We start from the raw sequence: 14623 nt of genomic DNA on the forward strand, positions 1-14623 counted from the left end.
GTGCACTGGATGCGTGCGTGGTCGCGTGCTGTGTGGGGGTGTGAAAACGGGCCGCGCGGTCGGGGTCCTCCTCCCGCGCGGCCCGTGGTGCGGCTTGTCGGGGCCGGACCTACTGGAGGTCGTCGGGGGTGCCGGTTTCCACGGCCTTCCAGGCGCCCTTCTCGACCTGGTACACCGTCAGCTGCTTGTTGGTGGTGTCGCCGTACTGGTCGAAGGAGACCTTGCCGGTGAGGCCTTCGAAGTCGGACTTCTGGACTCCGTCGACGACCTTGGAGCGCAGGTCGTTGATGTCGGTGGGCACCTTGCCGCCGTTGGCGTCGGCCGCGGCCTTGACGGCCTTGATGATGGCCGTGGTGGCGTCGTAGGCGTAGGCGCCGTAGGCGCCGTAGTCGCCCTTGTAGCCCTTGTCCTTGTACGTCTGGATGAACTGCTTGGCGGCGGGCAGGGTGTCGGCGGGGACACCGATGGCGGTGACGAGGTCGCCTTCGGCGGACTTGCCGGCGGCCTCGATGTAGGTGGAGGCGTACATGCCGTCGCCGCCGAACAGCGGGATCTTGACGCCGGCGTCCTTGAGCTGCTTGGTGATCAGCGCGGACTCGTCGTACTGGCCGCCGTAATAGAGCAGGTCGGCACCGGAGTTCTTGATCTTGGTGACGAGGGAGCCGAAGTCCTTGTCGCCGGTGTTGACGTGGTCGGTGGCGACGACCTTGCCGCCGAGCTTCTTGAACTGCTCGTTGAAGATCTTCGCGAGGCCGGCGCCGTAGGTCTGCTTGTCGTCGACGACGAAGGCCTTCTTCTTCTTGAGGCCGTTGTACGCGTAGCCGGCCGCGAAGCTGCCCTGGAGTTCGTCGGTGGTGGCGGTACGGAAGTACGTCTTGAACGGGCGCTTCTTGTCCGTCTGCCAGTTCTTGCCCTGGGTCAGCTCGGGGGCGGTGTTCGCCGGGGAGATCTGGACCATGTTGGCCGAGGCGAAGACCTGCTGCATCGTCTGGGCGACGCCGGAGTTCAGCGGGCCGACGGCGCCGACGGCGGTCTTGTCGCCGGTGAAGGTGGTGGCGTTGGACTGGCCGGTGGCGGGCTGGGCCTTGTCGTCCAGGGCCTTGAGCTTGAATTTCACGCCCGGGACCCAGTTGTTCTTGTTGGCGTCGTCGACGGCGATCTGAGCGCCGTACTGGATGCCGAGGCCGGTGGTGGAGTTCTCACCCGACAGGGGGGCGTCGACGCCGATGGTCAGCGTGGTGCCGTCGCCGCTGTCTCCGCTCTTGTTGCCGCTGTCGTCTCGGGAGCCGCAGGCGGTGAGAGTCAGAGCTCCGGTCGTCAGAACGGAGGTAAGAATCACCAAGGAACGCTGTCGCACGATCAGTCCTTTCACAGGCAGGCCCGCCCTGGTCGGGGGGTGAGTGCCGCGCTGGTACCGAACTCCCGATGGAGCGGTGACTGGCCGTGACTCTAAGCCCGTGTGGAGGCAGGGTCAGCGGCGTGGGCTGGCTTGTGACTTTCTTGTTATGACGCGATGGATGCCCGGCTTCGGTGGCGGGCCCTCTCGGCGGGTTTGGTGGATTTTCTCCGTGGTCCGCATTCTGAGAACGCGCACTTCCGGTTGGCCATGGCTGAGATCGTGCGGCCACCGGGGCGCGGGCGGTGCGAACGGGGGTCGGCGAGTTCCCGGGAGTGGGTGCGGCCGAAGGTGAAAGTGAGCTGTTCTATTGCGCGCGCGTTACGGAGCGTTACACCGAGAGAAGGGAGAGTCCGCGTCCGGGGGAGTTCCGGCCCGGCGGAAAGGGCGATTTCCGCGGTGATGCGAGGGGCCGGCTTGGTGAGGACCGGGTAAGCGCCGGGTGGGGCCTGGACTGCTCGCTCGTGCGGGAGCCGGGGGCGGGGAGCCGGGGACCGGTCGTCGGTGGTGAGGGGGTGAACGCGGCCATGGATCGCGGCCATCGCGCGTCCTCAGGGTTACCGGGCAGCCCATCGGCCGGCGAACCGGCCGGGCGTGCCGCGCCGGCGCTGATGCTGTCGAACTTCCGCCCGCGCACGCCGGGTTGGCGGGCGCGAGGGCCTCGCCCGGCGAGGTTCATTGCCTCTGGGGCCCGGGGGGTGAGGGGCTGATCCGCAGCCCGGGGGTGTGCCCCGCCGCACCTGGTGGTGCGCCGTGCGAGGGCTTCGGCGGATTCACGTACGGCGAGGCGGTCGCGGCCACCGTCACGGGGTCGCGCGTCCTCGGCGTGCACGGGGCCGCGCGTCCTCGGTGTGACCGAGCGGCGGGCGGTCGGCGAACCTGCCGGCCGGGCTTGTGAGGCTGACGTCCACTTCGACCCGAATGGGCCGGGTTTGACGGGTTCGAGCGCCCGGTGGGGTTCGTCGACTCATGGGGCCGCGGGAGCAGGGGCGGACCCGCTGCCAGGTGCGGCGGGGCCCCGCCGCACCTGGTGGTGTGTGGTGCGGCGGGGCGGTCGGTCGTGCCGGGGGCGCGAGGTTACGGCAGCTTCACGAACGGTGAGAGGAAGGCGCGGGCGCCGGGGGTGTCCAGGCGGTAGGTCACGTTGGTCGCGTAGCAGGGGGTGTCGCCGGTGATGGTGGTGGCGGCGAGGATGCTCCTGCCACCGATGAGGGCGAAGTTGGGGCCGCCCGAGTCGCCGTAGCAGGCGCCTCCGTTGCCCTGCGGGGCGGTCATCGCCAGCCGGGCCCAGGAGTTGTTGAGGGCGTCGAAGGTGACGGGTGCCTTCATGCGGACGCCGCCGCCCGGGTGGGTCTGGCCGCCGGGGCCGTTGACGGCTTCCTGCGTGCCGTACCCGGCGACCAGCCAGTCGGTGGCGTTCAGCCCCTTGGGGCCGAGTCTGCCGAGCTGGTTGGCGGTGGGCAGGGTGGCCGGGGTGAAGCTCCAGCGGTCCTTGACCTTGGCGGCGGGCAGTTCGATCACCGCGATGTCGCGGGTGTCGGAGGCGGGCCCCGGGTAGTCGGGGTGGGTGTGGGCGGTGCCCGGGACGGCGACGGCGGCGGCCTGCGCGGCCGGGTCGCCCGGGTACTTCTTCGCCGCCGCGTCGAGCCCGGACTGCACGTCCTGGTCCAGGGACACGTAGAACCGGACGTTGTCGGGCCAGTCGGAGGTGCAGTGCGCGGCGGTCAGGAAGGTGTCCGCGTCGATCATGGTGCCGGAACAGACCCAGTCGACCCGGTCCGGGGTCGCGGGGTCGCCGTCGTTGTCCCACGTGGCCACGAGCGCGCCGACCTCGGTGCGTTCGGGGGCGGGTGTCGCGTTGTAGGAGTTGATGGCGGAGGACGGCAGCGCGGTGGCGAGCACGGCGGCACCGGCCGCGGCGGTGACGGCGAGAGCGCGTACGGAGGTCAAGAGAAACCCTTCTACGGGTGGGACGGGTCTTCTCCTGTGGGGGTGGAGCGTCAGTGAAGCGCGCGGGGGCGGCCGCGACAAGAGCGCGCCCGCCCCTCCAGGGTTTTCCCTACGTCGTCAGCTCGCGGCGCGGATGAGCTGCTCGTCGCCCGGGTTCACGTCGCGCAGCAGACAGGTCAGCCGAGCCGTGCACACCCTCTTGTCGTTTTCGTCGGTTATGACGATTTCGTACGTGGCGGTCGAGCGCCCCCGGTGCACGGGCGTGGCCACACCGGTGACGAGGCCGGAGCGCACCCCGCGGTGGTGCGTGCAGTTCAGGTCGACACCCACGGCGATCTTGGAGCTGCCGCCGTGCAGCATCGAGCCGACCGAGCCGAGCGTCTCGGCCAGCACCGCGGAGGCCCCGCCGTGCAGCAGTCCGTAGGGCTGCGTGTTGCCCTCGACCGGCATCGTCCCGACCACCCGGTCCGCCGACGCCTCGACGATCTGGACGCCCATCCGGGTCCCGAGGTGGCCCGCGGAGAACAGGGCCAAGAGGTCGACGCCGAGCGCGGCGTACTCGTCGATGACCTCCTGCGGGAACTTCACATGCTGCTGCTCGCCCATGGGGCCCGGTCTCCGTTCGTCCAGATCATGCGGTTACCACTGTGGCTGAGCAAACGCTCAGTCGGTCGCCGATTGTTCCAGACGCACCACGACGGACTTGCTGGCCGGGGTGTTACTGGTGTCCGCCGTGGCATCCAGCGGCACCAGCACGTTGGTCTCCGGGTAGTACGCGGCGGCGCAGCCGCGGGCCGTCGGGTAGTGCACGACGCGGAATCCCGGCGCCCTGCGCTCCACGTCGTCCCTCCACTCGCTGACCAGGTCGACGTAATCGCCGTCCGCCAGCTTCAGGGCCCGCGCGTCCTCGGGGTTGACCAGCACCACGCGGCGGCCGTTCTTGATGCCGCGGTAACGGTCGTCGAGGCCGTAGACCGTGGTGTTGTACTGGTCGTGCGAGCGCAGCGTCTGGAGCAGCAGGCGGCCCTCGGGCAGCTCCGGGTACTCCACGGGCGCGGCCGTGAAGTTGGCCTTGCCGGTGGCCGTGGGGAAGCGGCGCTCGTCGCGCGGGGCGTGCGGGAGCGTGAAGCCGCCGGGGCGGGCCACGCGCGCGTTGAAGTCCTCGAAGCCGGGGATGACGCGCGCGATGCGGTCCCGGATCGTCGCGTAGTCCTTCTCGAACTCCTCCCAGGGCGTGGCGCTGTTCTCGCCCAGCACACGGCGGGCCAGGCGGCAGACGATGGCCGGCTCGGACAGCAGATGCCGGCTCGCGGGCTCCAGCCGGCCCCGGGAGGCGTGCACCATGCCCATCGAGTCCTCGACGGTGACGAACTGCTCGCCGCTGCCCTGCAGATCCCGCTCGGTACGGCCGAGGGTGGGCAGGATCAGGGCACGCGCGCCCGTGACCGCGTGCGAGCGGTTCAGCTTCGTCGACACGTGCACGGTCAGCCGGGCCCGCCGCATGGCCGCCTCCGTGACCTCCGTGTCCGGGGACGCGGAGACGAAGTTGCCGCCCATGGCGAAGAAGACCTTCGCCTCGCCGTCGCGCAGCGCGCGGATGGCCCGTACGACGTCGTAGCCGTGCTCGCGCGGCGGGGCGAAGCCGAACTCCTTCTCCAGGGCGTCCAGGAACGCCGGGGCGGGGCGCTCGAAGATGCCCATCGTGCGGTCGCCCTGCACGTTCGAGTGGCCGCGCACCGGGCACACGCCCGCGCCCGGGCGGCCGATGTTGCCGCGCAGGAGAAGGAAGTTGACCACTTCCTTGATCGTCGGCACCGAGTGCTTGTGCTGGGTGAGCCCCATCGCCCAGCAGACGATGGTCCGCTCGGAGGCCAGGACCATGCGGAGGGCCTTCTCGATGTCCTCCCGGGTCAGGCCGGTCGCCGCGAGCGTCTCGTCCCAGTCGGCCGCGCGGGCCGTCTCGGCGAACTCCTCGTAGCCGTGGGTGTGCTCCCGGACGAACGCCTCGTCGACCGCGCCGTCCGTCTCGACGATCAGCTTGTTGAGGAGACGGAACAGGGCCTGGTCCCCGCCGAGGCGGATCTGCAGGAACAGGTCGGTCAGCGCGGCGCCCTTGAGCATGCCCTGCGGGGTCTGCGGGTTCTTGAAGCGCTCCAGGCCCGCCTCGGGCAGCGGGTTGACGCTGATGATCTTCGCCCCGTTGTCCTTGGCCTTCTCCAGGGCCGACAGCATGCGCGGGTGGTTCGTCCCCGGGTTCTGTCCGGCGACGATGATCAGGTCGGCCTTGTACAGATCCTCCAGCAGGACGCTGCCCTTGCCGATGCCGATCGTCTCCGACAGGGCCGAGCCGGACGACTCGTGGCACATGTTCGAGCAGTCGGGCAGGTTGTTGGTGCCGAGCTCGCGGGCGAAGAGCTGGTAGAGGAACGCGGCCTCGTTGCTGGTGCGGCCCGAGGTGTAGAAGACGGCCTCGTCGGGAGAGCCGAGCGCGGCGATCTCCTCGGCGATGATGTCGAAGGCGCGCTCCCAGGTCACCGGCTCGTAGTGCGCGCCGCCCTCGGGGAGGTACACGGGGTGGGTGAGGCGGCCCTGCTGGCCCAGCCAGTAGCCGCTGCGGCCGGCCAGGTCGGCGACCGGGTGCGCGGCGAAGAACTCGGGCGTGACCCGGCGCAGCGTGGCCTCCTCGGCGACGGCCTTCGCGCCGTTCTCACAGAACTCCGCCTTGTGCCGGTGCTCCGGCTCCGGCCAGGCGCAGCCCGGGCAGTCGAAGCCGTCCTTCTGGTTCACGCTCAGCAGCGTCAGCGCCGTGCGCTTCACACCCATCTGCTGCTGGGCGATTCGCAACGTGTGCCCGATCGCGGGGAGGCCCGCTGCCGCGTGCTGCGGTCCGGCGACCTGCGGCGCGTCCTGAACCGGATCACTCTTGGGCGGCTTCGTCGCCATCGCACACTCCCCTTCGACCGCGCTGTGAGGTACGTCTCCGATCCTCGCACGCTGCGGTGACATCGCGTGAGGGGAGGGCTGGGGCGGCGGCCGCCCCGGGCGTACGCGGCGTCGGGGCTGGGGTGGCGGCCCGCCTCGGGCGTACGCGTCGGGGGGACCGGCGCGACGGCCCGCCCCCGGGCTACGCGTGTCGGGAGGGCTGGGGTGGCGGCCCGCCTCGGGCGGACGCGTCGGGGGGACCGGGGCGACGGCCCGCCCCGGGCGCACGCGCGTCTGGAGGGCTGGGATGGTGGCCCGCCTCGGGCGGAAGCGTCGGGGGGACTGGGGTGGCGGCCCGCCTCGGGGCATGCGTCGGGAGGGCTGGGATGGTGGCCCGCCCCCCGGCTACGCGTGTCGGGAGGGCGGGGCGGCGGTCCGCCCCGGGGCGCCTGCGTCGGGAGGGCCGGGGCGATGGCCGTCCCGACGCGTACGCGGCGTCGGGGTCGGGGCCGAGTGTCAGTGGGGCGTGGCAGGATCGGGGGCGTGGCAGAGACAGCATCGAAGACGACCGACCAGACCTCCGGCGGCAGCCGGCCGCGACTGATGCTCATGGACGGGCACTCGCTGGCCTACCGAGCGTTCTTCGCGCTGCCCGCGGAGAACTTCACCACTGCGACGGGCCAGCCGACGAACGCGATCTACGGCTTCGCGTCGATGCTGGCCAACACGCTGCGCGACGAGGCGCCCACGCACTTCGCCGTCGCCTTCGACGTCTCCCGCAAGACCTGGCGGTCGCAGGAGTTCACGGAGTACAAGGCGAACCGCTCCAAGACCCCCGACGAGTTCAAGGGCCAGGTCGAGCTGATCTGCGAGCTCCTCGACGCGATGGGCGCGGCCCGCTTCGCGGTCGACGGCTTCGAGGCGGACGACGTGATCGCCACCCTCGCCACACAGGCCGAGGCCGAGGGCTTCGAGGTGCTGATCGTCACCGGCGACCGGGACTCCTTCCAGCTGGTCAGCGAGCACACGACCGTGCTGTACCCGACCAAGGGCGTCTCCGAGCTGACCCGCTTCACCCCCGAGAAGGTCTTCGAGAAGTACGGGCTGACGCCCGCGCAGTACCCCGACTTCGCGGCCCTGCGCGGCGACCCGTCCGACAACCTCCCCGGCATCCCCGGCGTCGGCGAGAAGACCGCCGCGAAGTGGATCAACCAGTTCGGGTCGTTCGCGCAGCTCGTCGAGCGCGTGGACGAGGTCAAGGGCAAGGCCGGGCAGAACCTGCGCGACCACCTGGAAGCGGTCAAGCTCAACCGCCGGCTGACCGAGCTGGAGCGCCGGGTCGAGCTGCCCAAGGGCGTCACCGAGCTGGAGCGGACCGCCTACGACCGCAAGGCCGTCGCGATGGTCCTGGACACCCTGGAGATCCGCAACCCCTCCCTGCGCGAGCGGCTGTTCGCCGTCGACCCCGGCGCCGAGGAGGCCGAGACCACCCCCATCAGCACGGACGGCGTGCAGCTGGACGGCACGGTGCTCGGCACCGGCGAGCTGACCGGCTGGCTCACCGAGCACGGCACCGGGCCCCTCGGCGTCGCCACGGTCGACGCCTGGGCGCTCGGCACGGGCTCGGTCGCCGAGGTCGCGCTCGCCGCGCCGGGTGGGGCGGCCGCCTGGTTCGACCCCTCCCAGCTGGACGAGGCCGACGAGAAGGCCTTCGCGGCCTGGCTCGCCGACGCCGCCCGACCCAAGATCTTCCACAACGCCAAGGGCGCCATGCGGGTCTTCGCCGAGCACGGCTGGAGCGTCGGGGGCGTGACCATGGACACCGCGCTCGCCGCCTACCTGGTCAAGCCGGGCCGCCGCTCCTTCGACCTGGACGCGCTGTCCCTGGAGTACCTGCACCGCGAGCTGGCCCCCGCCGCCGCGGCCGACGGGCAGCTCGCCTTCGGAGCGGACGAGGGCGCCGAGGCCGAGGCCCTGATGATCCAGGCCCGCGCCGTCCTCGACCTGGGCGAGGCCTTCGAGAGCCGCCTGGAGGAGGTCGGCGCCGCCGACCTGCTGCGCGACATGGAGCTGCCCACGTCCGCGCTGCTCGCCCGCATGGAGCGGCACGGCATCGCGGCCGACCGGCCCCACCTGGAGGCCATGGAGCAGATGTTCGCCGGCGCCGTCCAGCAGGCCGTGAAGGAGGCCCACGCGGCAGCGGGGCACGAGTTCAACCTGGGCTCGCCCAAGCAGCTCCAGGAGGTCCTCTTCGGCGAGCTGGCCCTGCCCAAGACCAAGCGGACCAAGACCGGCTACACCACGGACGCCGACGCGCTCGCCTGGCTCGCCACGCAGACGGACAACGAGCTGCCGGTGATCATGCTCCGCCACCGCGAGCAGGCCAAGCTCCGCGTCACCGTCGAGGGCCTGATCAAGACCATCGCCGCGGACGGCCGCATCCACACCACGTTCAACCAGACGGTCGCCGCCACCGGCCGCCTGTCCTCGACGGACCCGAACCTGCAGAACATCCCGGTCCGCACCGACGAGGGCCGCGCCATCCGCCGCGGTTTCGTCGTCGGCGAGGGCTTCGAGTCCCTGATGACGGCCGACTACAGCCAGATCGAACTGCGCGTGATGGCCCACCTCTCCGAGGACGAGGGCCTGATCGAGGCGTTCACCTCCGGCGAGGACCTGCACACCACGGCCGCCTCCCAGGTCTTCTCGGTCGAGCCGACCGCGGTGGACGCCGAGATGCGGCGCAAGATCAAGGCCATGTCGTACGGCCTGGCCTACGGACTGTCCGCCTTCGGCCTCTCCCAGCAGCTGAACATCGAGGCGGCGGAGGCCCGCGCCCTGATGGACGCGTACTTCGAGCGGTTCGGCGGCGTACGGGACTATCTGCGCCGGGCGGTCGACGAGGCACGGGCGACGGGCTACACGGCGACGCTCTTCGGACGCCGCCGCTACCTCCCCGACCTCAACAGCGACAACCGCCAGCGCCGCGAGGCGGCCGAGCGCATGGCCCTCAACGCGCCCATCCAGGGCACGGCGGCCGACATCGTCAAGATCGCCATGCTCAAGGTGGACAGCGCGCTGAAGGAGGCCGGCCTCGCCTCCCGCATGCTGCTCCAGGTCCACGACGAAATCGTGCTGGAGATCGCCCCCGGGGAGCGGGCCGCCGCCGAGGAACTCGTCCGCCGAGAGATGGCGAACGCCGTCCACCTCCGCGTCCCCCTGGGCGTCTCGGTGGGTGCGGGCCCGGACTGGGAGTCGGCGGCGCACTAGCGCGGAGCCGGGTGCCGTCGGCCGGATCCTGAGCCGGGGGCACCCCCCCCGGCTGGACCCGTGCGGAAACCGCTCGCTCGTGGGATCGCGTGCGCCGTCCATTTCACCGTCTCCTGGGCGTCTCGATGGGAGTGTGACCGGACTGGGAGTCGGCGGCGCACCAGCCCGGCGCGGGGTGCCCTCAGCCGCGTCTTGAGCCGGGCACCCCCGCGCCGAGGTATCGCCTCCACTTCGGGTGTCCCGGCCAGGCCCTGGCCTGGGGCACCCGCCCCCGCCCCGCTGAACCCCCGCAGAAAACGTCACTCGCGTGGCCCCCGACAAAGGGCCTCCACCCCCGGCGGTCGCAAAGATGCGGGCATGGGTATACGCACGCTCCTTTGCCGCACGGCCCCAGGCGTGGCACTCCCGTCGGTCCCGCCCTTCGCGGTCGCCGCAAGCACGGTCCGCGTCCCCGCCGGGCTCACCACGGCCCTGCGCCGCACGACGGCGGACCTCCGGCAGCGCCTGGCCAAGGGCCGAAGACCGGCCGGTCCCACGAGCGCCGCCGAGGCATCCGCCGCGACCGATCGCACCAGGGTTGGCGACGTGACGGCCCTCCCGGGTCTCACCGGCACCGGCGACCTGTCCGCCGTCACACGTCTCACCAGCCCGGACGACGTGGCCGAAATCCTCGGTCTCACCAGCGGCACAGCCCCTGCCGCCCAGCACCCGGGCCATGCCGACCGCCCCGGCAGGACCGGCCGCCCCTGGGCGGACCTGGCCCGCAGCTACCTGACGCTCGTCCTGACCCTGCTTCCGCGGCCCCGTCGCCCCGCACACACCACCATCACCGTGTACATCGCGACGACAGCACCCCTCAGCGAGCGGCCGACCGGCTCGGCTCCGCGTCATCGAGGCGGCCAGGACCGCCCGGGACCGGGGCCGGGACCGGAGCCGGACGCCACGACCTGACCCCCACGGCGTACAGCAGCAGCGCCGGGACGAGCCCCGCGCCCGCCCCGAAGCACACCGTCGGAATGATCTCCCACGGTTTCGCGCTCGAACCCCAGTAGGCCCACCACCGCGACGCCCGCTGCACCGCCCCCGCCAGCGCGAAGCCGCCGATCACAGCACCGGCCAGCCACCGGTCCCGTACCGACAGCGCGGGGACCCCCACCGGCTCGCGCACCGGCGCCCGCCGCACGGCCCGCGCCACGAACACGGCGATCACGACAGCGGCCACCGCCGAACCGCCGTACTGCAGGTACCAGTACAGCGGCGAACCCGCCACCTCCCGGCCCAGCACCGGAAACAGCCGCATCCCCCACCGGTCGAGATGCGTGAACGCGTCCCACACGACATGTGTCAGCGCGCCGAGCACCGCGGACGCGTACCACCCCAGCACCAGGGACGGCCGCACTCGCGCGCGTGGCGCCCCGCACCGCACCAGCGCGGAGACCCGCCCCTGGCGGGCCCGCGGCAGCAGCGCCACCAGCGGTTCGCGCAGCAGCAGCCACAGCCCCACCAGCGCCCAGGCGATGAGCACATCGATCGTGAACACACCCGGGAACGCGTGCGTGACGTCACCGAACTCCATCGCCCCGGACACCGCACTCGCCGCGTAATAGGTCATGTCGGGCGCGAAGGAACCCGCCACGAGCACGGCGGGCACCAGTGGCCCCCGGCCGGTGCCGTCGGTGCGTACGGCGGGCAGTACGGCTGCCGCATGGCTCAGCGTGAACGGCAACTCAGCTCCTCGTGACGGTCGTTGCCCGGGCGATCGGAGGGCCCAGTATGGATGATTCCGAATGCCGCCCAGCCCACCGCGCGTCGCGGCATGACCAACTGGTGAAAAACGGGCACGAACGGGTGCCCGAGCAAAGGAAGTTGTCGTAGGGTCGCCAGGGTCACCGTGCCGGTGGCAGGAGACAGGCCTGTCGGAGGGCAACCACTCGGGCCGGTCGATCGTCACAACAGGGCGAGCGCAACAGAAGTACGCGTACGCAACACAAGCGCGCGACAGACGGAGACGGGCGCTCGGGCGTCCACGGGAGGGGTTCACTCTATGGCGGCGCAATTCGGCAGGAGGCTGCGCAAGGGGGCGGCAACCACCGCCGTGGCCGCGGTAGCGGTCGCGGCCCTGTCCGCCTCCCAGGCTCCGGGCGTGAACGACCACGGCAGACAGACCGCCGCGGACGCCACACCCTCACCCGACGCGAGTGCCTCCGACGGCAGCGCCACCGGTAACTCGCCGTACTACACGGACCTGCCGCCGCTCAACAGCCCGAGCCCGTCACCGAGCACCGGGCCGGGCCCCACCCCCTCCGGCGCCTCGGAGGCGGGCATCCCCGCGACCGTCCTCGACGCCTACAAGAAGGCCGAGTCCGCGCTGCGCGACTCCAAGCCCGGCTGCAACCTGCCCTGGCAACTCCTCGCGGCCATCGGCCGGGTGGAGTCGGGCCAGGCCCGCGGCGGCCGCGTCAACGCCGAGGGCACGACCATCTCGCCGATCCTCGGCCCGCAGCTCGACGGCAACGGCTTCGCCCTCATCAAGGACACCGACAACGGCGCCTACGACGGCAACAGCAGCTACGACCAGGCCGTCGGCCCCATGCAGTTCATCCCGTCGACCTGGGCCTGGGCGGGCCGCGACGCCAACGGCGACGGCAAGAAGGACCCCAACAACATCTACGACGCCGCGCTCGCCGCCGGCCACTACCTGTGCCGCAACAACTGGGACCTGTCCGACCAGAACGACCTCGACCGCGCGATCCTCAGCTACAACAACTCGCGTGAGTACCTGAACCTGGTCATGCGCTGGCTGGAGTACTACCGCAAGGGCACGCACGAGGTCCCCGACGGCACGGGCACGCTGCCCGGCAACCGCAGCGACGACGGGGCCGGGGCGAGCCCCAGCCCCTCCACGCCGAGCACACCCAGCACGCCGGCCGGGGGCGGCTCCAAGCCGGAGCCGAGTCCCAGGCCCGACAAGCCCGGCACGGGGGGCACCGAGCCCTCGGAGCCCACCACCCCGCCCACGACCCCGCCCACCTCCCCGAGCACGCCGCCCTCGTCGTCTCCCACGCCCACCGACACGGTGCACCACCTGGAGGACGCCGGGACGGCGAAGCTCACCGCGATGGCGGGCGACGCGTTCACCAAGCGGATCAGCACCCGCGCCGAGACGAAGGCCGGCAAGGCCGTCGCCAAGGTCAGGATCCGCTTCACGATCGTCGGCGACACGGACACCACCTTCGCGGGCGGCGAGAGCGTGGCCACGGTCGCCACCAACAGCTCCGGAGTGGCCGTCGCGCCCGCACTCCAGGCGGGCGAGAAGACGGGCGACGTCACCGTCCGGGCCACCGTCGTGGGCCGCACGGTCGCGGGCCTCGACTACACGGCCACCGTCACCGAGCGCGCCGCCGACAAGCTCGCGCGCACCGGCGACGCCCCGCTGACCTGTGTTCCGGGCGGCGAGTTCGCCAACCGGGTCCAGGTGAAGGCGACGTACCAGGGCGCCGTCGCCGACGGTGTCGCGGCCACCGCCACCCTGATCAAGTCGGCCGACGACCCGACCGCCAACGACAAGGGCCCCTACTTCAAGGACGCCGACGGCAAGGCCGTACGCACCCTGACGGGCCTGAAGACGGACGCGAAGGGACTGCTGACGCTGCCCAGGCTCTACGCGGACGACACCACCGGCACGTTCCTGCTCCGCGTCAACACCGAGGGCGGAGCGACCCTCACCGTCGAACTGACCGTGGCGGCTGCCGAGACGTCCTCACCGAGCCCTTCGGCCAGTCCGAGCGCGTAGCTCTCAGGTACGACGGACGACGCCCCTCTTTCAAGAGGGGCGTCGTTGTGCGTGCAACGTGTTCTCATCTCCGCCGCGCGTTGCTACGGTGCCGAGAAACCTGACGGTGTATCAGCTCCGTCCGTGGGGAGGCCCCGTATGCGTGCCCTCGTCGCCGCCGCCATCGGTCTCGCCGCCGCGTTCGCCGTGGTCCTGACGCTGACCGCCCTCGCACAGCCCTCGGGCGGCACGTCCCCGAAGCCCCTGCTGACGACGGTGCCCGCACACCCCTGACCGCCCGCCCGGGAGGGAGGCCGAGATGCGCCGCAAGGCCGGCCTGGTCCTGCTCGCCCTCGCCGTGTTCTTCGCGGCGCTGTCCCCGCTGCTGCGCTGGTACGCCTTCCCGCGCCTCGCCAAGGTCCCCGCGCACCAGTACCAGGACATGGTCCTGGAGGCGCGGAACGCCACCCTCCTCGACTACGGCACGATGCGGGCCCGCACCGTCCCCGAGGTCACCATCGTGCAGACCCTCAAGGGCAACGTGGAGGCCTCCGAGCGGATCGAGGAATCGGCGGGCCGCGACGTGGTCGTCTGGGACGGCCTGTCCTACGTCGTCGGCCCCGACGGCGAGATGGTCTCGAAGATCCCCGAGCGCTACATCTTCGACGCCCACACCCAGGACCCCGTCCACGCCACCGGCGAGATGGTCGACGGCGACCCGGTGCGCCGCGAGGGCATCGAGTTCAAATGGCCCTTCCTCACGGAGAAACGGGACTACGAGTACTTCGACGCCCAGGCCCGCGTCACCGCCCCCATCCACTACAAGGGCACCCAGGACTTCCGCGGCCTGGAGGTCTACTACTTCGAGCAGACCATCCCGTGGACCAAGGTGCGCATCCCGAAAACCCTGCCCGTCGAGGGCCTCACCCCCGAGTCCGTCGCCGAGACCGGCACGACCCGCTGGTACACCACGGTCCGCAAGTTCTGGGTCGAACCCCTCACCGGCGCCCCCGTCTACGGCGAGGAACTCCACAAGGAGGAACTGCGTGGCGGCACCCTCCTCGGAGACCGGGACAAGGTGACCGCGTTCGCCGGGCACGTGAAGATGCGGGAGGACTACATCGCGCACACCGTCGACCTGGTGAAGTCCCAGCGCCTGCTCATCCTGCTGATGACGTCCTACCTGCCGTGGGGCTCCCTGGCTCTCGGCGTCCTCCTGCTGGCCCTCGCGCTGTACCTGGAGGCCCGCAGCCGCCGCCCGTCCGGCCCGGCCCCCACGGAGGCCGAGGAACCGTCACCGGTCAGCGCCTGAG

10 protein-coding genes are annotated in these 14623 nt (G+C 71.5%); 5 read left to right on the forward strand and 5 right to left on the reverse strand.

Going from position 1 to position 14623, the window contains the following annotated elements; translation table 11 throughout:
• Positions 1-109 precede the first annotated feature (109 nt).
• The 4 genes from ABZ192_RS04730 to ABZ192_RS04745 all read right to left on the reverse strand — a co-directional run bounded on the left by ABZ192_RS04730 (position 110) and on the right by ABZ192_RS04745 (position 6289).
• Complete coding sequence (locus ABZ192_RS04730) at positions 110-1342, reverse strand: branched-chain amino acid ABC transporter substrate-binding protein (protein WP_356923319.1); 1233 nt, start codon at positions 1340-1342, stop codon at positions 110-112.
• Between the two features lie 1131 nt (positions 1343-2473).
• Complete coding sequence (locus ABZ192_RS04735; RefSeq protein ID WP_356923087.1) at positions 2474-3346, reverse strand: trypsin-like serine protease; 873 nt, start codon at positions 3344-3346, stop codon at positions 2474-2476.
• Positions 3347-3463: 117 nt separating this feature from the next.
• Positions 3464-3952 (reverse strand): hotdog fold thioesterase, encoded by a 489-nt coding sequence (locus tag ABZ192_RS04740; RefSeq protein ID WP_356923088.1) that lies wholly within the window; start codon positions 3950-3952, stop codon positions 3464-3466.
• A gap of 57 nt (positions 3953-4009) precedes the next feature.
• A complete protein-coding gene (locus ABZ192_RS04745; RefSeq protein ID WP_356923089.1) occupies positions 4010-6289 on the reverse strand; it encodes an FdhF/YdeP family oxidoreductase in 2280 nt (759 codons plus the stop codon).
• Positions 6290-6811: 522 nt separating this feature from the next.
• Between ABZ192_RS04745 and polA the strand changes: the two genes are divergently transcribed.
• Together polA and ABZ192_RS04755 are read left to right on the forward strand one after the other, a co-directional pair.
• Positions 6812-9538, forward strand: a complete 2727-nt coding sequence (gene polA, locus ABZ192_RS04750; RefSeq protein ID WP_356923090.1) for a DNA polymerase I — start codon at positions 6812-6814, stop codon at positions 9536-9538.
• Between the two features lie 396 nt (positions 9539-9934).
• Positions 9935-10489, forward strand: coding sequence for a hypothetical protein (locus ABZ192_RS04755; protein ID WP_356923091.1), 555 nt, complete (start codon positions 9935-9937; stop codon positions 10487-10489).
• On the opposite strand, the gene ABZ192_RS04760 is transcribed toward ABZ192_RS04755, so the two are convergent.
• A complete protein-coding gene (locus ABZ192_RS04760; RefSeq protein WP_356923092.1) occupies positions 10395-11264 on the reverse strand; it encodes a DUF4184 family protein in 870 nt (289 codons plus the stop codon). The genes ABZ192_RS04755 and ABZ192_RS04760 overlap by 95 nt on opposite strands.
• 318 nt (positions 11265-11582) lie before the next feature.
• Between ABZ192_RS04760 and ABZ192_RS04765 the strand changes: the two genes are divergently transcribed.
• The 3 genes from ABZ192_RS04765 (at position 11583) to ABZ192_RS04775 (ending at position 14622) form a co-directional block, all read left to right on the forward strand.
• Complete coding sequence (locus tag ABZ192_RS04765; RefSeq protein WP_356923093.1) at positions 11583-13331, forward strand: lytic transglycosylase domain-containing protein; 1749 nt, start codon at positions 11583-11585, stop codon at positions 13329-13331.
• A gap of 138 nt (positions 13332-13469) precedes the next feature.
• Positions 13470-13604, forward strand: a complete 135-nt coding sequence (locus ABZ192_RS04770; protein WP_356923094.1) for an SPW_0924 family protein — start codon at positions 13470-13472, stop codon at positions 13602-13604.
• 25 nt (positions 13605-13629) lie between these two features.
• Positions 13630-14622: a DUF3068 domain-containing protein gene (locus tag ABZ192_RS04775; protein ID WP_356923095.1), complete on the forward strand. Its 993-nt coding sequence runs from the start codon at positions 13630-13632 to the stop codon at positions 14620-14622.
• Position 14623: the final 1 nt, after the last annotated feature.

The organism is Streptomyces sp. NPDC006235 (assembly GCF_040613735.1).
Lineage (GTDB): Bacteria > Actinomycetota > Actinomycetes > Streptomycetales > Streptomycetaceae > Streptomyces.

Bases quoted from the DNA above. Each gene is read 5' to 3' on its own strand.
- ABZ192_RS04740 (WP_356923088.1), bottom strand. From the start codon at position 3,952: ATGGGCGAGCAGCAGCATGTGAAGTTCCCGCAGGAGGTCATCGACGAG.
- ABZ192_RS04745 (WP_356923089.1), bottom strand. From the start codon at position 6,289: ATGGCGACGAAGCCGCCCAAGAGTGATCCGGTTCAGGACGCGCCGCAG.
- ABZ192_RS04765 (WP_356923093.1), top strand. From the start codon at position 11,583: ATGGCGGCGCAATTCGGCAGGAGGCTGCGCAAGGGGGCGGCAACCACC.
- ABZ192_RS04770 (WP_356923094.1), top strand. From the start codon at position 13,470: ATGCGTGCCCTCGTCGCCGCCGCCATCGGTCTCGCCGCCGCGTTCGCC.
- ABZ192_RS04775 (WP_356923095.1), top strand. From the start codon at position 13,630: ATGCGCCGCAAGGCCGGCCTGGTCCTGCTCGCCCTCGCCGTGTTCTTC.